General features: G+C 57.9%; 14 protein-coding genes and 2 pseudogenes. 9 read left to right on the top strand and 7 right to left on the bottom strand.

What is annotated here, in order from left to right; genetic code table 11:
- The first annotated feature begins 7 nt into the window (after nucleotides 1-7).
- Complete coding sequence (locus MESS4_RS18690; protein ID WP_081609783.1) at nucleotides 8-886, top strand: alpha/beta hydrolase-fold protein; 879 nt, start codon at nucleotides 8-10, stop codon at nucleotides 884-886.
- Between the two features lie 122 nt (nucleotides 887-1,008).
- Here MESS4_RS18690 and MESS4_RS33610 read toward each other — a convergent pair whose 3' ends face one another.
- The 4 genes from MESS4_RS33610 to MESS4_RS18670 form a co-directional block, all read right to left on the bottom strand.
- The gene (locus MESS4_RS33610; protein WP_157385612.1) at nucleotides 1,009-1,524 is read right to left on the bottom strand and encodes a hypothetical protein; all 516 of its coding nucleotides are present in this window, start codon (nucleotides 1,522-1,524) and stop codon (nucleotides 1,009-1,011) included.
- Nucleotides 1,525-1,874: 350 nt separating this feature from the next.
- The gene (locus MESS4_RS18680) at nucleotides 1,875-2,084 is read right to left on the bottom strand and encodes a hypothetical protein (RefSeq protein ID WP_244441160.1); all 210 of its coding nucleotides are present in this window, start codon (nucleotides 2,082-2,084) and stop codon (nucleotides 1,875-1,877) included.
- An 865-nt stretch (nucleotides 2,085-2,949) separates the two neighbouring features.
- Complete coding sequence (locus tag MESS4_RS18675) at nucleotides 2,950-3,405, bottom strand: MucR family transcriptional regulator (RefSeq protein WP_006334048.1); 456 nt, start codon at nucleotides 3,403-3,405, stop codon at nucleotides 2,950-2,952.
- Nucleotides 3,406-3,569: 164 nt separating this feature from the next.
- On the bottom strand, nucleotides 3,570-6,332 hold the full coding sequence (locus MESS4_RS18670) for a UvrD-helicase domain-containing protein (protein ID WP_244441159.1): 2,763 nt from the start codon (nucleotides 6,330-6,332) through the stop codon (nucleotides 3,570-3,572).
- Between the two features lie 271 nt (nucleotides 6,333-6,603).
- On the opposite strand from MESS4_RS18670, the gene MESS4_RS18665 reads away from it, so the two are divergent.
- The 3 genes from MESS4_RS18665 to MESS4_RS18655 all read left to right on the top strand — a co-directional run bounded on the left by MESS4_RS18665 (nucleotide 6,604) and on the right by MESS4_RS18655 (nucleotide 9,177).
- On the top strand, nucleotides 6,604-7,149 hold the full coding sequence (locus MESS4_RS18665) for a DUF6650 family protein (RefSeq protein WP_006334046.1): 546 nt from the start codon (nucleotides 6,604-6,606) through the stop codon (nucleotides 7,147-7,149).
- A 71-nt stretch (nucleotides 7,150-7,220) separates the two neighbouring features.
- Complete coding sequence (locus MESS4_RS18660; RefSeq protein ID WP_006334045.1) at nucleotides 7,221-8,210, top strand: hypothetical protein; 990 nt, start codon at nucleotides 7,221-7,223, stop codon at nucleotides 8,208-8,210.
- Nucleotides 8,211-8,376: 166 nt separating this feature from the next.
- Nucleotides 8,377-9,177, top strand: a complete 801-nt coding sequence (locus MESS4_RS18655) for a TIGR02391 family protein (RefSeq protein WP_006334038.1) — start codon at nucleotides 8,377-8,379, stop codon at nucleotides 9,175-9,177.
- A 21-nt stretch (nucleotides 9,178-9,198) separates the two neighbouring features.
- Here MESS4_RS18655 and MESS4_RS18650 read toward each other — a convergent pair whose 3' ends face one another.
- Nucleotides 9,199-11,370 (bottom strand): nuclease-related domain-containing protein, encoded by a 2,172-nt coding sequence (locus MESS4_RS18650; RefSeq protein ID WP_006334036.1) that lies wholly within the window; start codon nucleotides 11,368-11,370, stop codon nucleotides 9,199-9,201.
- Between the two features lie 196 nt (nucleotides 11,371-11,566).
- Here MESS4_RS18650 and MESS4_RS18645 point away from each other — a divergent pair, with 196 nt between their 5' ends.
- Nucleotides 11,567-12,313: a hypothetical protein gene (locus tag MESS4_RS18645; protein ID WP_006334034.1), complete on the top strand. Its 747-nt coding sequence runs from the start codon at nucleotides 11,567-11,569 to the stop codon at nucleotides 12,311-12,313.
- Between the two features lie 126 nt (nucleotides 12,314-12,439).
- Here MESS4_RS18645 and MESS4_RS18640 read toward each other — a convergent pair.
- Nucleotides 12,440-13,369, bottom strand: a pseudogene (locus tag MESS4_RS18640) (IS3 family transposase); the annotation flags it as partial.
- A gap of 65 nt (nucleotides 13,370-13,434) precedes the next feature.
- Here MESS4_RS18640 and MESS4_RS18635 point away from each other — a divergent pair.
- A complete protein-coding gene (locus MESS4_RS18635) occupies nucleotides 13,435-14,487 on the top strand; it encodes an IS110 family transposase (protein WP_006334031.1) in 1,053 nt (350 codons plus the stop codon).
- A 243-nt stretch (nucleotides 14,488-14,730) separates the two neighbouring features.
- Here MESS4_RS18635 and MESS4_RS18630 read toward each other — a convergent pair.
- Nucleotides 14,731-14,988: pseudogene (locus MESS4_RS18630) on the bottom strand (transposase); the annotation flags it as partial.
- A 418-nt stretch (nucleotides 14,989-15,406) separates the two neighbouring features.
- Between MESS4_RS18630 and MESS4_RS18625 the strand changes: the two are divergent.
- The 3 genes from MESS4_RS18625 (at nucleotide 15,407) to MESS4_RS18615 (ending at nucleotide 18,461) form a co-directional block, all read left to right on the top strand.
- Complete coding sequence (locus MESS4_RS18625; RefSeq protein ID WP_006334027.1) at nucleotides 15,407-16,108, top strand: NifA family transcriptional regulator; 702 nt, start codon at nucleotides 15,407-15,409, stop codon at nucleotides 16,106-16,108.
- Between the two features lie 91 nt (nucleotides 16,109-16,199).
- On the top strand, nucleotides 16,200-17,309 hold the full coding sequence (gene hisC, locus MESS4_RS18620) for a histidinol-phosphate transaminase (protein ID WP_006334025.1): 1,110 nt from the start codon (nucleotides 16,200-16,202) through the stop codon (nucleotides 17,307-17,309).
- Nucleotides 17,310-17,432: 123 nt separating this feature from the next.
- Nucleotides 17,433-18,461 (top strand): LLM class flavin-dependent oxidoreductase, encoded by a 1,029-nt coding sequence (locus MESS4_RS18615; protein WP_006334024.1) that lies wholly within the window; start codon nucleotides 17,433-17,435, stop codon nucleotides 18,459-18,461.
- Nucleotides 18,462-18,542: the final 81 nt, after the last annotated feature.

Raw genomic sequence — 18,542 nt, 5'->3', positions numbered from 1 at the left:
AATGCTCATGTCCAAACCCTCGACGCCCGCTCTGATCGCCGACACCACGGTCCACGATCTCGTCCCGACGCATGGCGGCGACCCCTGGCGGATTTTCCTCCACGTGCCGGCAAAACCGGCGCCGGAGGCCGGCTGGCCGGTTCTCTACATGACCGACGGCAACGCGGTGATCGGCACCGCCGTCGATGCCATGCGCGCGCAAGCGGGCTATCCGCTGGGCACCAATGTCGAGGACGGCGTCATCGTCGCCATCGGCTATCCCGTGGCAGGCGCCTACGATCCGCTCAGGCGCTCATGGGATCTCGGCCCGCCGCCGGGAAAGATCTACCCGCCCTTCCATGATGACGGCCCCGAGGTCAGGACCGGCGGGGCGGAAAAATTCCTCGCCTTCATCGAGGACGAGCTGAAGCCGTTTGTGGCGGGCCACGCCAGGATCGACATCGGCCGGCAATCGCTGTACGGCCACTCCTTCGGCGGTCTGTTCGCGCTCTATGCCCTGTTCACGCGCCCGTTCGCCTTCCAGACCTGGGTTGCGGCGAGCCCGGCCATCTACTGGGAGGCTCGCGCCATCGACCGCTTTCTCCAGAGTTTCGAAGCCGCCACGCCGGAGGGGCTGAAAGCGCAGGTGACGCTGTCGGCCGGCGAATACGAGACGGAAAAGCTGGCGCCCTTCCAGATAGGTGCTGTGGACGAGGCAAAGCGCCTTGAGCAGAAAAAGGTGACGCGTACCGATGAATTCGCGCGCCAAATGGCCGAGCGCCTCGACGCCATCCCCGGCCTGAGCGCCAGCTTCGAACTCCACGCCAGCGAAAACCACATGTCGATCCTGCCGGTCACGGTCAACCGCGCGGTGCAGGCGGCGTTTGCGGCGCGCGTCTCGACCTGACCAGCCACTGACGCTGCTCGATTTGGAGTGGGCTTATGGTGACAAGCTCCTGCCAAGGCCTGCAAGCCGTTCTTCGCCTCGCGCAAAGCTGCCCGACAGCCTGCGCTTGCTGGTCGGCCGGCCTACAATCCTTCCGTGCCAAAAAGTCCGAAAAGCAAAATCCCGTTACCCAGCGCGAGGAGAATTCCAAATCGCTGGAGATGTCTGTCCTTTGGTTCAGGCGCGCTCGTAACCGCTTGGCATCGGTTCGTCGACGGCAGCGGGACGATAATCACGGCATACAAAATTGTCAGTACGCCAAGCCAGCTTAGAATAATCATCTGGACTCCCTCCAGATAAATACGAGGCAACTGAGCCAAACGTTTCGCGCAGGAAAAAATTCTTCCTTCATTGAGTCGCTGGTAGGTGAACGCGGCTTGGCGAGCGTGCCGCAACCTCTGCGCGCGCAAGCTTAGCGCCGCGCAGCTTCGCGCTCGACGATCCAGGCGAGTTGAGGTAGCGCTAGAGTTCAACCAAAGGAAACCATCATGCACCGGATTGCTGTGATCCTCGGAGTTGTCTTGTGTGTAGCGGCCGTTGCCGCCTATTCGCTCTGGCCTGTGGAAGAGGAGGGCGCGATTGTTGATCAATCCGAGCAAGGGGCATCCGACAAGGCCCCTTGACGGATCGCATCCTTGGCAACGCATGTGGCGCTGCTCTTGCAGAAGACAGCGCCGCACGAGCCTGAGAAGGACTGGCCGGCCGGACTTGGCAAGATCCAAAGGAATGGTGCGACGAACGCACCGATTGCTGCGCTGATAAGCCGGGAACCCAAGCTTATATGATAAACCATTGATTTTACAGGGTAAAGAAATGGTGCCCAGAGGATTCGAACCACTGACACGCGGATTTTGTGGCGGACCCGATACCGCAGCTTGACGCCTCACTGCCCGCGTAGCGGATCAGAGTGGGGGTGAGGGGCCTCAAGGCCCCGCGTCTTCTGTCAGGGCTAAGTCCGCGCGCGCGAGGCGATGGCCGGACCTATCTCCACCAGGCGGTATGCGGCCTCGACCAGACACCGTTGCGCGCGTATCCTGCTGCACAGCGCGATATTCTCGGCCAGCATTTTTTCCGTGCGTTCAAGCGCGAGCTCGGTCCGTTTGATGCGCTCCCTGGCATCGGCCATCGCGCGTCCGTGGGGTTCCATGGGGTTCATCATGATTTACCAACTCATGGCGGACCGGATCGTTCCCTCGTGCCTCACCAGACCCACCATTGGCGGCATGCCTCAAAGAAGCATCCGTGCAAGCATGTTTTCTCTCAAGCATTCTCGGCCCCTGTAGCCGGTGCCTGAATTGCTTCGCGGCCGAATTCCTGGACGTCTTCAAGGGTCGCCGCGATTATAATTCGTTTCCCGTCCTGATCCGTGGCTTCAAACAAGATGCTTCCGCCACTAACCCGTTCCCCAGTAAAAACGAGACCCATAACCTCCCCCCATGCCGCGTCCAATGTCGCACGGACCTGCCGATAGTCGCAGGAAACCCTTGGAAATCAATGGAAGTGTATTGCAACATGAATGCGACATGGAGCCGGGTAAGAGCGTCCGTGCGGCCCCGGTAAACACTTGATTTTGCTTGAGAAAGTGCTGGTGCCCAGAGGCGGATTCCAAGTAAATGAAATCTGGTTTTGCTTTCAAATGTTTGTGGTTCGCATAGCCACGGCACCTACCAACAGGACTACCAACAAAATATTTCTGTGGATTAGTTTGGTTCCCAAACCTCGCTCTGCACGCTACGACGCCGGCATACCTGCACCTTATCTCACAAGCCGATAGCGGTTGCTACTTGGGGTGGCCCAGTTCGTCCCCCTCAATGACATCCCATGATGCGGGGGGTCGAGTCGGGAGACCGCTACATCGCGAGACCCACTATCGAGGAAGCACTCTTCTGCTATCGGCGACGCTCAGTCTAAAGCGCAAACGTCGCCGAAGATCGCCCGGAATGATGGTGGACGCGCGGGTGGTCTCGATTGGCTACCCGCACCTGTTGAAGCGCCCGAGTGGACGTTCCGACAGCTTGGCTTCACTAAGCCCTGGGTTTGCGTTTGGCAGGGGCCTTTTTGGCCGGCGTTGGTTGCGGTTTGCGTCCGAGCCCCGCAGCCTTCGCGAGCGTAGATCTTTGGGCCGCGTAGTTCGGTGCTACCATCGGGTAGTCTGGCTTCAATCCCCACTTTTCGCGGTATTCGTTCGGAGCCAGCCCATAGTGAACCGCAAGATGACGTTTCAGCGATTTGAATTTCTTCCCGTCTTCCAGGCAGATGATGTGATCCGGTGTTACCGACCTTTTTGGATTGACGGCGGGTTCCTGCTGAGACGGCCCAGGCACATTCGGCTGACCAAGGCCTGTAAGCGACGAATGGATCGACGCGATGAGGTCTGGCAACCCAGCGACGGGCAGAGGGTTTTGGCTGACATAGGCAGAGACAATGTCTGCCGTCAGCCCGACCAGATCAGCCGTCACGGCTTCGTTTTGATCACTCAAGTATTCGCTCCTGGTATGGGGTCAAATCCGCATCGCCCATTTTCGTATACCGTAATTTTGGGCGATGCCGAGATAAATCTACCTGTCAGGCCAAAGCTCGGCTCAATGCTCGTTGGCGTGAGTCGTAGAGGATCCAAGTTCGCCGTCACAATGGGTGAAGACGGTTACCGTCTTCGCACTACACTCGTCGGTTCAGTGTGTTTGCAGTCCGGAAACTGATTGCATCCACGAAACATCGATCCGTCTTTGTTGCGCCGCTCCACCAATTGGCCGACGAGGCAGGCCGGGCATTGGCTCAATTCGGCTCCCTCAATCGTCTCGAAGCGGACTTCATCGCCGGCGATCTCGCAAAGCTCGTGGATATAGCGGGATGGCTGACGGCGATTGGTGAGCATATAGACCCCTCGGCTGGCACGCGTCAGCGCCACGTAAAACAGGCGCCGTTCTTCCGCGTAAGCGAAGGTCTCGGGGCGAGGAATCACCAGGTTCAACAGCTCGTCGTCTTCGATGCGGCTTGGTACGCCGTAGTTGCCCTCGCTGACATCGAGCAGCACCGTGTAGTCGGCCTCGAGGCCCTTGGCCCTGTGAAACGACAGCCCGGTCACCTCGATGTTGGCAAAGGACGGCGGCCGCCCCTCGAATGGATCAAGGACGTTGTAGCGCCACAAAACCAGAACCTTGAGCTTGCCGCGCTTTTCGCCGCGCCACCGGTCGGCGATGGTACCCAGAGCGGCATCAAGCCGTTCGAGCAGGCGCTGACATGCCACCGCAAAGTCCGGCTTGTCGCGTTGATCATCGATGGGAATGACACGGATTGATCGCGAGACGGCCGGGCGCGTCGAGCGGACCGACTTCTTGATCTGTTCGGGATTGCGCTGGACGAACTTGGCGGCCGTCTCGGCAATGAGCTGGTTACAGCGATATGTCTGCTCCAGGCGCCCCTGCCAACTGGTCCCGAAGTTCGCTTCGAACCGCGTAAAGATCGTGATGTCCGATCCGGCAAAGCGATAGATCGACTGCCAGTCGTCTCCGACCGCGAACACCTTGCTGAACGCTTTCTGCTGTTTGAGCGCCTTGATGAGGTTAGCGCGCGGCTCGGAAATGTCCTGAAACTCGTCCACGAGAATGAGGGAATAGGGGCTTCGATATCGGCCAGTCTCGACCAGACGCACCGCATCCGCGATCATCGAATCGAAGTCGATCCGCCCGGTTTCCTCAATCTTTCGGGAGTACCCCTGAGTGATCAGCCAGACCGCGCGCGCGAACAGCCTCCCACGCTCCTTGTCATGCAAGGTTTTGGCACGTTCGAGCAGCATGTCGAGCGTGAGGTGACTGGCACGTATGTGCTTCAAGCAGGTGGATATCAGCTGGTGATAGTGCTTGATAACGACCGGATCGAGCGCCTTGGTGATTTCGGCGTAGCTCTTTCGCTCGAAAGGTATTGAGCGACGCGTCAGTTCAGACTCGAGCGTGCTGAGCAGCGTCTCGTCGCTGGCTTGAGCGGAAGTGGTCTCGAAGAAATCGATCTCATTGCGGCGATATGCCTGCCGCTTGTTCTCGGCGTGCTCGGCGTAGTCCGCAAAGGGTGAGCTTCCGTCCGCATCGAGCGCGAAATGCTCATGCACAGTTTCGGTCTGCGGATAGTAGAAATCCGGATGCAGATGGCGGACGCTGCCACCGTCTTCCTCCACCGCAATTTGCCGTTCATATTCGAAGGCGACTGAATGCAGCCAAAGCCAGTTGGCGATCTTCTTCTCCTGCAACGACTTTACGATCACGGCGGACAAGGAACCGATCGTGGCGCTACCCTTTCTAAGGGTGTCCGATACGTAGCGCTGATAGTCGGCCTCCCCGCCAAATACCTCAATCGGGATGTCGGCTTTGGGATGCACGACGAGAAGCTCGGCCCACATCCGGGCAAATTCCGGATCGCTCTCGACAAGGTTCTGGATTATCGCCTCGATGACCCTGGTTTCGCCAGCGGGATGATCCACCCAGTTGGCGAGCTGCGGTGGCCGACCCTCGACCTCCTCAATGATTCCGCGCCCGAGCGCATGAAATGTCGTGACGCGACACTCCAAGGCGTCCTCCGCGACCTGCAACTGAGCCGCGATCCTCGTCCTGAGTTCATCGGCTGCGTTTCTGTTGAAGGCCAGGAGCAGGATCTCGTCGGGCCGATAGAGTTGTTTCTCCAGGACGTAGGCGACCTTGCCGACCATCGTCGCGGATTTGCCGGATCCTGCCGAGGCCACCAGGAGGTTGTTGTCCTCAAGGCGGATACAAGCCTCGCGCTGCTGATCGGAAAACGATCGCCGGTCGAGATCTTCGAAAAACGGCTGGAACCTCGTCAGTTCCGAGCTGACGAACGCCTCGTTGTAGGCATGGCGAACGGCCGGGTCCGTTATCATAGCGAACGAGGCCGGAAGGGAGGCCTTAAGTCCTACCGGCATCATGTCTGGGTTTAGAAGCGGGTGAGAGAGGGCGGCCGCTGCGGCGCCGGGGACGCCGGCAACAGCCCTGCCCAGATCGGCCTGTGCAAGATACTGTCTGTTGCCTTCGGTAAGCTCGCGAAGCCTTTCGTCGACATCGAGCAGGCGATCCTTCTCGGTGGCGATAAGCCCAAACAGGTGAGTGTTGATGAAGGCATGAAGGTCTGCGGCCAGTTGTGTGGCCGCGTCACCCGACAATGCCGAAAGGGTGTCTGTTCTGCCACGAGCTCGTATCTCGACGGTGTGCCACAGAAGCGCCTTGCTGGTCGAAATCGACACGATATCAAGGCAGCTAAGCTCCACCTCGCCATCTTGAGCCAGCCGGAAATGTCCTGAGATTTTCGGGTCAAGGGTCAGCTTCCATTTTCCCGCGGGAAACATCCGCGCAAAGAAACCTGGGCGATAGGTCCGCGAGCGGCCAGATAGCAATTTGGTCAAGGCCACATTCAATACGCCCGCTAAACAAGAGGTCTTGGAGGGCGAATATCAGCAACAGATTGAAATGTTCCAAATCATCGTGGAGGGCATTGCTCGGGCCGCAATGTAGGTCGTGGCTCTCTTTCGTCTCCTCTCACAGGAAACAGCGCAAGCGCGTCGGCGCGTCAACGATCTCATTAGATGGTTGCGGCGAGTTACGCCGTGCCAACCGCCGGGCTTTCCTTTTACATCCTACCGCGCCAATGATGAGAACTGGAGTGGGGGGTAGTAGATGGCAATCGTTCGGCGAAGCTTCGATGCCATTCGAAGCAGGCTCACCGGCATCGGGTTCCTAAGTATTAGCGCGAGCTGGAATCCGCCAGTCGCACAACGGACGGTGATCTTGCGGCTGTTCAATTTCTTAGAGAATCGGCGTGTGCTCTACGTGCCGATGCATTTCGAGGTTCCGGACCAAGTAGATCAGTCGGTGATTCAGATTCGCAATGAGCTCACGCAAATCTTGAACGACCTTCCCGAGCATTCGCCAGCTGCACGCCGTGTCCGGCATCTGCGCACAGCCTCCCGGCGTTTTCTGGAGGATGCGCTGCCGGACTACCGAAACATCGCCTATCGCCTGCGCAACGACGTCGATAGTGGATCATCGATCCGGTGGCATGATCATGGCTACCGCCCGTTGACGCCCGGCTATTTCGTGGCGTTAGGGGAGTTGCGGGCAATCTTCGGATTGCAGCTTTCGGCGCTCGCCGCCGAATTCGAGATAGACGTGGAGGAAGACCTTGCATCGATCTTCCCCGTGGCTATCGAGCGCCATGATTGAATCGGTAGCGCTATAAGTCTAACGCCACGCTGACATGTGAGTGCGGATAAACGTCAAGGCTGGGGGACTATGTGATCGAACGTAGGGGCAAGGATTCAACCGGCGAATGGCCAACTATCGCCGAAAAGCATTGGTATGTGCTGTCGATCGTCAGTGCGACGTTCACGGCCGTAGCTATCGTAATCGCTTTTCTGTTCATTTTCAGTGACGGCTTCGATGGCGAGCATGATACCCGCTTGGCCCAAGCGCTCGCCCCCTTCGGTGTTGCACTGTTCGCGCTCGTAACTTTCTGCACGGTTAGCTGGCGAGGTTCCATTAGCGTTAGGCAGGCCAATCAAGCTGAGAACGAAGGGCGCGCAAAACTGCTTCAGGAGGGAGCTAAACTTTTGAGCGAGCCAAGCAAACCATCCCATGTGTCTGCCGGTGTCGCTACTCTAAGTGTGCTCATTCATAGCGGGCAAGGGGACTACGCGCGGAGCGCAATGAATCTGCTCGCTGATTTTGTCGAAGATCACATGCGTAACTATCACGGCAACCGGCATCGAGAAGAGATTTCCGGCGTCATGCGGTCGGGAGACGAGGCCGGTTTTAATACCGGCCGAAGCATCACCTTCTACGCTGCAGAGCCAGAACAGGATTACCACTACGACGATGATCCTGTATACTGGCACTACATTCCAGGGTTTGCCTCAGTAAGATATTTCGGAGGGGAATTTCCCTTCGATGACGAATACGAAATTGATAGATTGGAAAATGCATCGTTTAACGGCGTAACAATAGTGGGATGGAAGCGCGTAACGGTTGACGGTCGATTTGAGAGATCCATGTTCAAGAACTGCGGTATCACTCGTGTCGACTCGATTGATTCAGTTAATTTTCATGCGAATTATAAATATGCTTTTGAGAAATGTGATTTTTCGAATTGCATATTCGCGGATGAGAAGATCCTCGCGGTGGATTTTCGAGAGGGCGAAAATTACTTTCGGGCTGATGCCCCTCCTACACTCGCTGGCGGAACTGCGGCAATCGACTGGGCTGCGTTACTGAATCGGAGAGGATGACTGAACGTCATAAATCAATAACCTCCCTTTTGGGCCTTTCAGCTTCAGGTCCTGAGGCTTGGCGGTTGTCCGCTTCGAACCAGTCGCCGCTTGGCTATCGAGGGATTCTACATGCTCTGTGACAATTTGGGCTGACACGCTACCACGTCAGAACACAGGGGTTGTTATGGCTTCGTTTTCCCAAGAACAGCTGCAGGCAATTGCGGATGCACTCGCGGATACGTCGGAGGGATTGAGAGGCCCCGAAATTGGTCGCCTTCTGACGAGCTGTCGTATCAAGGATACCGATCCCGCCATCACGAAAAGACATCGCCTCTACAACGCCTTCGCCCATGAGCAGAATACGCGCCGCGATCGCACTCGCATCATTGGGTTCATCCGGAAGGCCATGAAGCCGGCGCGGTTTGTCCGCGAGCCTGAACGCTTCGAACCAATGCGTGCGAACCTCAACCGGGCGCTCGCGTTCACGGGGCTTTCGGTCGCCGCTTCTGGCGAGCTATCGAAGGCAGAAAAGGTCGAGACGCTCGGGCAGGCAGAGCGGCGAGCGCGAGAGCTGCGCGAAGACCTCGCTTCACGAGGCGTGCATCCGGACGTAATGAAGTTCTGTCGGCAAGAACTGCTGCAGGACAACTATTTCCACGCTGTGCTCGAAGCGGTGAAAAGCATCGCCGCCAAGGTGCGGTTCCGCACCGGGCTCGATGACGACGGCGCCGTGCTCGTCGACAGGGCGTTCTCGGGGACACCTCCGATGCTGGCAATCAATGCCCTCGCTACGAAAAGCGAGCAGGACGAGCAGAAGGGCTTCGGTAATCTCCTGAAAGGGACGTTCGGGATGTTCCGCAATCCCACCGCACACGAGGCGCGAATAAACTGGGCGATGTCAAAGGAAGACGCCGAAGACTTGCTGTCGCTTGTTTCGTTGATTCACCGTCGCCTGGACGCTGCCAGCATGCCTCCGCGGAGCTGATTGAAGGCGGTTGGCCTCTCCCTATTCGCCTAAGTCCGGGCGCCGCTTTCGACGTTCGCGCCACGCGCGATCTTCTCTTCGTAGGAGTGACTGTTTATGCCTTGCACGCACGTTCTTAACCGCGCGTCCGACCTTGGCGATATCGGCCCGCAGCCGATCTGGGGAAGCGCCCAAAGTCTCAGCTATGGATTCCGCCGTGGTGTTTTCCCGCATGAATTCGCGAGAAACCACCGCCATCTCGGGTCCAACGGGAAATATGCTGCGATGGATGTCGATGTGGTTACCCACGATTTCCAATTGGAAGGGGTTGTCCAAAGCCCGGATGAAACGATCCGGCGTCGGCTGATCCCCGAGCCATAAATCGTAGAGAGCGGATCGATGCAGCAAAGTCACATCATCGGTGACGTGGTGTGCCGTCTTTGCGTGCACATACCTGTCCTGGAAGAACCTCGTAACAGCAGACCAGTCCGTGAAGTAGACGCCATCCTGCAACCCTGGCAAAGAAAAAGGCAGCGAATTTAGTATGCAAGGGACGACCTCCTTGTTCGCAGCCTCAGGGCCAAATTCCTCGGTTAGGATATCTGGATATTGCCGAAGCGCGTCTGCTTGGCGCTGCAGTTGGCGCGCGTTGGAGCGGTTTTCGAGCGCGAAGTAATACGCCTGTGCGGGGTTTCGGCCCGAGAGGCTGCGATTCTTACACTCAAACAGAAAAACACGGTCGCCCCAGACAAGAACGGCATCGAATTCATATACCTCTGCCTCGCGTTTGACCTTAAAGCCCCGGCAATCCATTTCGCGGTCAGTGAAAAACTTGCGTACGCTGGTCTCGAAAGCGGCTCCCTTTCGTGACAGCTGCTCGCGCAGTCTGGAGAGGTTTGAGAGGACGACGCTGACAATATGGGTTGCGAGAACGGCCGGAGCGAAGAGAATAAGCTTGCCGCTAGAGGTCCTTACCAGCGGGCAGTCATACATATCGCGGCTGGTCCGTCCCAAAGACACATGCCCGAGAAAGATCCGTGTCGCCTCCGCAGAGAGCCCCACCTGCTGCAATCTGGCGGACAGCTCGGCCTCTTCGATAAGGATTACGCCAGCAGGGCTACTGTCGAAGCGCTCCTCCGCCAGGCCTTTCAGGAATGCGTAGCCACGCAGCCATTCGACCAAGCGGAGTTTGCCCGGCCGAGCAAGATCCTCGACCACCGCGTAGCCTAATATTGCGGACAACGATACGGCCGAATGAGCCTCCTCGGCCGACACGTAAGCATCCGGAAGCAGAGGAGCAGGGCCGGCGATGCCGCGTAATCCCTGACGCATTCGCGTTTCAAAGGACATCTCCAGGAATGTCTGCACCAGACGGTCCTGCAGCCGTTCGTTGGCGATGAAATCCCACAGCCACGTTTCCGTCGGGCCTGTGTGGATTACGCGCTGAATATTGTCGGGCAGCCCCTTTGGACGGGCCTCGCCCGTCAGTTCGGTCCACTCCGTCTCTAGAAATCTGCGGTGTTCCTCCGTGCGTTCCCACCGACCCCAGCAGATACCAAGGACTTCGGTGGAGCCCGCCTTGTAGATGGTTTCCTCATCCGCAGGTTCGAAATCTGGCACGACGAGCAGGCCATTCTTGTCGAACCAATCGTTGGTATACCCTTCCATCAACAGGGTGCTGGTCAGAGTCTTGACGATCGCGTCGGAGGCTGCATCAGGCGAAAAGTCGTTGCCATCGTCGTCCTTCAGGAGAACGCCTGCCATGGCCTCAAGGGTTTCTCCCTGGCGTATGGCTGCAGCGGCGCGCTTATTTACGTCCTTATACTGAGCGTTTGCGCGCTGTAGGTAGGCGGCTACCCTTACGTCTGGCAGCAACTTCGATACCTCAGCGCGAGCGAGCAATGTGAGAATGCCACGATAGCCATCCTCGATCGTCCGAAACGTCGCGCGGACGCTCTCAAAGCAAGACAGCGCGTCGTCTCCCAAGCGTTCCTTGAGATATGCGGCCAGTCCGTCGAGCAGCTGGTCTCGTAGCTTCTCGCGTTTCGGGTCTGGATATCTGAGAACTAACCGCCCGCATCGCCTTACGTGGCCCAGCAGTTCACCGGCGAGCGCTTCATCGAACTCGATCGCGTCCAGGTGAGTCTTAAGCTTTTGCCACGACAAGTCGTCGAGGGCGTCTTTGATCTCGCCTTCGCTAAGTTGCTTTTCCATGTGACTTATCTGCGGCTTGAATGCGCCGGCGTCCTTTTCAACCAAATGGGCTGCAATCTCTGAGCGCAGATCTGGTGTTTTCGCAAGGGCACGTGCGACATTCAGTTGAGAACTCTACACGGCTCACCGTGAAAATTATTGGTTTAGCTACTGAATGAGCCGATTAGAGTGCCAAGCGGGCTCTTGGGAATCTGTCATGATCATCGACCAGAAGCATGCCATCTCTTGGTCCCTCGTCGAGCGCGGCGCCGACGGCCGGAAAGTGATGACGGATCCCGCAATCACAAAACCATTCCTCTATCACATGCTGGAATGGCGTTACGCCAAGCTGATTTTCGAAACAAACAAACTGCGGCTCTCGCCCGTTCGATGTTGGCAGGACCCCTATGAGCGGTGGTGGTGCGATCGTCTGTTCAATCGCCCCGGACCCTTGTCGGGATTTCAATCGTACGGCTCGTGTTGGACCACAGGTGCACATGACGAACCGCGTTGGCGAATGGCAGGCTTTGGTCCCGAAAAAGAAACTCCTGTTGTCCGTATCCGCTGTCGTGTGGACGCGATGGTGAACGCGGCAAAAGCCCTCATCGAGAACAGCGCCGGCTCCGCTTTTCTAGGCCGCGTCCAGTATCGTGGCGAGAGAACTCTTGTTCGTCTGGCTCAGTCGATCGCAGAAGGATCGAAGAAAGAAGTTACCCGGATGGCCGCGACCATGCTGTTGCACAAGCGGCGGGCCTTCAAGTTCGAAGACGAAGTGAGACTCCTTTGGCTGGACAAGCAGGCATTGAGAGAGGGTGTCTATATCGACATCGAGGCGAAGACGTTCATCAATCAAGTGATGATTACACCTCATGCAAGCCCCACTGAAACGGCGAACATCAAACGGGAGATGAAGCTTTTTGGCGTATCTTGCCTCGCGTCTGGCGTGTTGAAGTCGCCGCGTTAGGTCGGTCTGCGAATCCACAAGTGGCGACCACCTAACTTTCAAGGCCCGCGTTCAATACGGCATGTCGATCACGGCGCCCGGCTCCCGGTCAGCCAATCCCCAAAACCGCTGACCTTGCCCCAGTTTCTATCCAGTTTTGAGTTCGTTTCCGGCGTGGGTTGTGCCCTGCTGGGCGGGTGATGCGACGGGCGCTGGCGCGGAGCCTTTGGCATAGCGCAGCGCGAGCGACCGTCGCGGATTGAAGGTGCTGGCGAACTCGGCCGGTGTCTGCCAGGCGATTTGGGAGTGCGGCCGCGCGGTGTTGTAGTCGGCGCGCCACAGGGCGATGGCTACGCGCGCCTGAGCCAGCGAGGTAAACAGCGTCTCGTTGAGCAGTTCATCGCGCAGTCGGCCGTTGAAGCTCTCGATGAAGCCATTCTGCATCGGCTTGCCGGGCGCAATGTAATGCCATTCGACGCGGCTCTGATCCGCCCATGAGAGGATGGCGTTCGAGGTGAACTCGCTGCCATTGTCGCTGACGATCATCCTCGGCCGGCCGCGCTCGGTAATGAGCCGGTCCAATTCGCGGGCAACCCGCATGCCCGAGAGAGACGTATCAACGATGAGTGCCAAGCACTCTCTCGTGCAGTCGTCGACGACGGCCATGATGCGGAAGCGGCGCCCGTCGGTGAGCTGGTCCGACACGAAGTCGAGCGACCAGCGCTCGTCGGGCCTCAGCGGCACCAGCATCGGCGCCCTGGTCCCGATCGCCCGTTTGCGGCCGCCACGGCGGCGAACGGCGAGCTTCTCCTCCCGATAGAGCCGGAACAGCTTCTTGTGGTTCACGACCAGGCCCTCCCGCCTCAGCATCACGAGAAGACGCCGGTAGCCGAACCGGCGACGCTCCTGCGCGATCGCCTTCATCCGCTCGCGAACCTCGCGGTCGTCCGGCCTGCTGGTCTCGTAGCGAACCGTCATGCGGCAACAGCCGATGGCTTTACACGCCCGCCGTTCGCTCATCCCGAAGCCTTCCTTCAGGCGAGTGACAGCTTTCCGCTTGGCCGCGGGCGTCACCATTAATGGGATGGTCCGCCCCGTCCTCCCGCAGCATCATCTGGGCAGTCACAACAAAGGAGGTTGCAATGTCCCCACGCAATGCGCCGCGCCCTGCGGCCGTCTATGGTGTCGATATCGGCAAGAACATCTTCCACGTCGTCGGCTTGGACAGCGACGGCGAGCCCGTCCAGCGAGTTCGCTTCCGACGCGATACGTTGATGAAGTTCTTTGAGCGGGCAGCGCCGGCAATCGTCGGGATGGAATCGTGCGCTGGATCGCAATGGATCGCCAGGAGACTGCATGCGCTGGGGCACAAGGTTCGCCTGATCCCAGCGCAGTTCGTGAAGCCCTACGTGAAGTCGAACAAGAGTGACATTATCGATGCCGAGGCCATCGCCGAAGCTGCCACTCGGCCGACGATGCGGTTCGCAGCAATCAAGAGCGAGAAACAAGCTGACCTCCAGGCGCTGCATCGGGTACGCGACCAGATGATCGGCACGCGAACCCGTCTGATCAACCAGATGCGAGCGTTCTGCCTGGAATATGGCATCGCGTTGAGACAGGGAGCGGGCCTGTTCAAACTCGACCTGCCACTGGTTCTGGACGACGCGTCGAACGACCTCTCGCCGGCGATGCGCAAACTGCTCTCGGACCTGTTCGCCGACCTACGCCGGCTGGAGCAGCGCATCGACGACGTGACGAGGGAGATCGCTGGGATTGCAGATCGAGAAGATGTTGCCCGCCGGCTTATGACGATCCCCGGAATCGGAGCACTGGGCGCCACCGCCCTTCTTGCGGCCGTCGGCAATGGGCGCCAGTTCCGGAAGGCCCGCGATCTGGCCGCTTGGCTGGGCCTTGTCCCTCGAGAATACTCGACCGGAGGCAAGCAGAAGCTACTCGGTATCAGCAAGCGCGGGAACCGCTACGTTCGCAAGCTGCTCGTTCATGGCGCGCGATCATGCTTCCGTCACCTGGATCGAACCCGGGATCGCCTGGGAAGCTGGCTTGACGGGTTGCAGAGCCGTATGCACCCGAACAAAGCTGTTGTCGCACTTGCCGCCAAGATGGCGCGCATTGTCTGGGTTGTCCTGACCAAGCCGGGAGCGCTCTACGAACGCAGGGACCCTGCTTTCGCCTGACGCTCCGGCTCGATTGCAAGGCTCGGGAATAGTGATGACGAAACAGTGGATCAGCATGCCGTAAGCCCTGTGCAAAAAAGCGGGCTTCGTGCCCGAACCATTTATTGGGAACGGCGTGCGCGGATCTCATCATGGCCTGGCTGCAACAGCAGCTCACTCGCGAGAGGCCGGATACATTTACGCAACTGGAATCGTCATCGGCGATGTCGCGAACCCTTGCACGGACGGGGCGGACCATACATTCTTTCCCACAAGATCCTTCAACGCGGCATTGTCGAGCATGGCGTCGGCCAGAAGCCGCTTCAGCCGCGTGTTCTCGTCCTCCAGTGCCTTCAGTCGCCGAGCCTCGGAGATATCCATCCCGCCGGAACGGGCCTTCCAGTTGTAGATCGAGGCGTCGCTGACCCCGTGCTTGCGGCACAGATCGGCAACCGATACCCCGGCCTCGTGTTCCTTCAAAATTCCGATGATCTGCTCTTCAGAGAAGCGGCTACGTTTCATGTCCTGGTCCTCTCGATGGGCCAGAACGAACTTCAAACCGGATTAGATCAGAGGGGCAAGGTCACCCGGGCCATCAGCACCGGCACCGCGGCGACGCCGGGGCAGACATTCTGCCGTTCGACATCATCTACCGGAGCTATATGAAACTGATGGAATTCTATCATGAGCGCAGAGTTTCCTTTCGCGAATGAAAGAAAGCTCGATTGACTCTCCCGCCCCATTCCCGTCTCGTTGAATCAACGTGCGGTTGCGGCGTGCAGAGCCAGTCGACGATCGCGCTTCATGAAAGGAAACCCATGGCAAGGCATCGCACCGCTGTGCACTCGACTACGTTGCAGCGCCCCGACTTACGGCCAGGGCTTTTTTCGCGCTTGCTTTCAACGCCGCCGACAAGGACGTACTCGGGGCGTCCGACAACATGAAAGTGTCGTTCATCGGCGTACCCGTTCGCGTCGATGCGAACGTCGTGGGCACGCCGACCATCGACCGCATCCTGGACAACAAATCAGGTTCCCTCCTCGATTACGACCTCCGCCTCCTCACCACAATCGCCAATCTGCTTGGGCAGACAGTGAAGCTGCATCGCATGTTCCTGGCAGCGGGAGCGTCAATCGGCAGAAACGACTTTGACTGCTGCCACGGACAGTGTTTTTCCGCGGCGCCGTGGAAGAGCGGACCGGGCAACAAGGTGCTGCAACTGGGGCCGATGATGCCAGACAGGTTGGCCACGCGGCCGACTGAGGCTGCTCCTTCGGCCGCCGCTACGGTCCCGTCCGTCCTCAGCGACCAGGCACCGCTGGCGCCTGCCAGCGCAGCCTCTTTAAAGGTACGAGTATGTCAAATCGCGAGCGTGTCATCGCGGCCGTGGAGAGATGTGGCTCAGTGCAGGCAAAGGCGGCGCCTGCTTGGACTGACGCCGCGCCAGATTGGATACACGCTGAGGAAATACGGCATCAGATCAAGCGTCCTTGAAAGGCCGACCGAGGCAAATATCAGGGACAAATCAAGCATTGGTGGTTGGCGGAGCCTTGGCCCGATGACGAGTGGATGCGGACCTGAGGGTCGGGCCAATCCGACCCGGGAGGACAGCCCGCCCGACCTCACGGGATCAATGTGCTGACAACGGCGGTGTGAACGAACCGTCGGTCGGCCATCTGCTCTAGACCATCAGTTCATCCCGGATTCCCTCTGCGACTGAAACGGAGAAAAACATGTCCGATGCAAAACTTCAGAGTGTGCTTTCGTCTCTTTCGCAAGTGGCGAGACAGTTAGATGCTCTGCCATCCGATACACCAGCGCCGGATTCAAGTTGGGTAAAACTAAACACGAATGAAAACCCCTTCCCGCTTCCGGCAATCATAATGCAAAGTGCGATTGCAGCTCTCGAACGGCAGTATCTATATCCAGAAGACGATAACATCAGCTTGAGGGAAGCAGCCGCGAATGCCTACAACGTCTCCCTGGATCAGGTGATCGCCGGCAACGGATCGTCTGAACTGCTTGGACTTGTCTACAGAGCATTCCTTGCCCCGGGGGATAGCGTGGCGATGATGTCGCCAGGCTTTTCGTTCAACCGCAAACTTGCAACGTTGCAGGGTGCTCAATTTGTCGAAATCGAATTTAGCGAAGATAATTCCTTGCCGATGGAGCAATTGCTCTTCGGTCCTGCAAAGGACGCCAAGTTCATTCTGTTAGCCAATCCGAACAATCCGACTGGAACGTTCGTTCCGGTGGCCGATATCGAACGCCTGGTAGCGAAATCGGACCGCTTGATTGTGCTGGATGAGGCCTACGTCGACTTTGCACCCGAGAATGGTCTACGCCTCATCAATCGCTATTCGAACCTTCTGGTCTTAAGGACATTTTCGAAAAGCTATGCTGCCGCCGGCGTTCGCGTCGGTTTCGGTTTCGGTCACCCTGAAATTATCGGCAGGCTACGCAACATCCAGAACGTCTTCAACATGAATGTGATCGGGCAGGCGGTTGGTATCAGCGTCCTTGCGCACCGCGCCGCCTATGCAGACAACCACAGACACATCAGGCATGAACGACGGCGAGTGACGCTCGCGCTGTCGCAACTTGGATTTTCCGTAATCCCTTCCCACGCAAACTTCTTGCTTGCCCGCGTGCCAACGGGACAGGACGGCTCATGGTGGCAATCAGCCTTTGCAAGGCAAAAAATACTTGTTGCCGTCTTTCCCGATAAAGGTTTGGAAAATTACATCCGCGTCAGCATCGGTACAAAAGAGCAAATGGATGCGTTTCTTCGTGCCGCTAGTCGTATTAGTAGAATATTGAATATGTCAAGGCCCCCGCATTAGGTTGTTAAGGCTCTGCTTTAGCATTTCGCAGGCAATAATCCGAGCGATTACACAAGCGAGAAACCTTTAAATTGCTTGGAATACGCAAGCAGGACTTGTTGCGTCAAAAATGGAGACAATATCATGGATAAGGCCTTTCCTTCAGGCCTAGCTGTCGGAATCTTCGATCATCTGGACGAGGACGGCCCCGATATCGCCCGACAGTACGAAGATCGCCTGATGTTAGCGGAGGCGTGCGATCACCTTGGGTTCTATGCATATCATCTCGCAGAGCACCATTGTACCCCACATGGGAGAGGTCCCTCACCGAATCTGTTCTTGTCGAGCGTAGCCCAGCGAACCCGGCGCCTTCGTGTCGGACCGTTGGTAATGTTGCTTGCCCTCTATCATCCGCTACGTGCGTTCGAAGAGATCTGTATGCTGGACCAATTGAGCGGTGGCAGGCTCGAACTTGGGATAGGGCGTGGCTCGCTCCCGATCGAATTGGGTTACTTCGGGATTGGCTCGGACGTGGCGCCAAACCACTATGCGGAAGCCAGCGAAATTCTTATCAATGCGCTGAAGGGCGGCACGCTATCGTATCAAGGTCGCCATTTTGAGTTGAACAGCGTTCCGCTGACGCTAAGAACTCATCAGCGTCCACATCCGCCGACTTGGATCGCCACCAATCGACCGGAATCGGCAGTCTGGGCCGCTGCGAATGGCATGAACATAGCGTGCGTGGGACCTTCCTCTTCCGTTAGAAGAATCACTGATGCCTTCCGCGCCGGTCGAGAGCACACAAGTGAGGCGGACGACCAAGCGCCATTTCTTGGATTGCTCCGAATGGTCGTGATTGGGCGTTCTGAAACAGATGCACGTTCACTCGCCGCACCTGCTTACGAACGGTGGCTCAAGAGCTTTAAATTCCTTTATGATCTCAATGCCATGCCGACTCCACCAAACCTGCCGCTGACCTTCGATGCAGCAATCGAGAAGGAATTGTGCGTAGTAGGAACGGCAGCATCTGCGGGACAAGCTCTTCTTGATCAGCTGGAAGCGGCGGGTGCAAACTACCTCCTTTGTCAACCGGCGTTTGGGAATCTGTCGTTAGATGCTTCCCTATATACCGCAACGGCGATTCAATCCGCAATTATGGCTCGAGTTGGCTAACCCCGGTTCGAACGTTCGCTCACCCAACAACGTGCCAAGCGGCATGCTGTCGCTAGCGACGACTAGGTGCGGGTTTCGGAT

The sequence above is a fragment of the Mesorhizobium sp. STM 4661 genome, assembly GCF_000359125.1.
In the GTDB taxonomy this organism is placed as follows: Bacteria; Pseudomonadota; Alphaproteobacteria; order Rhizobiales; family Rhizobiaceae; genus Mesorhizobium.
The sequence above is the reverse complement of the archived record's forward strand: the minus strand, read 5'-3'. Positions and strand labels throughout refer to the sequence as shown.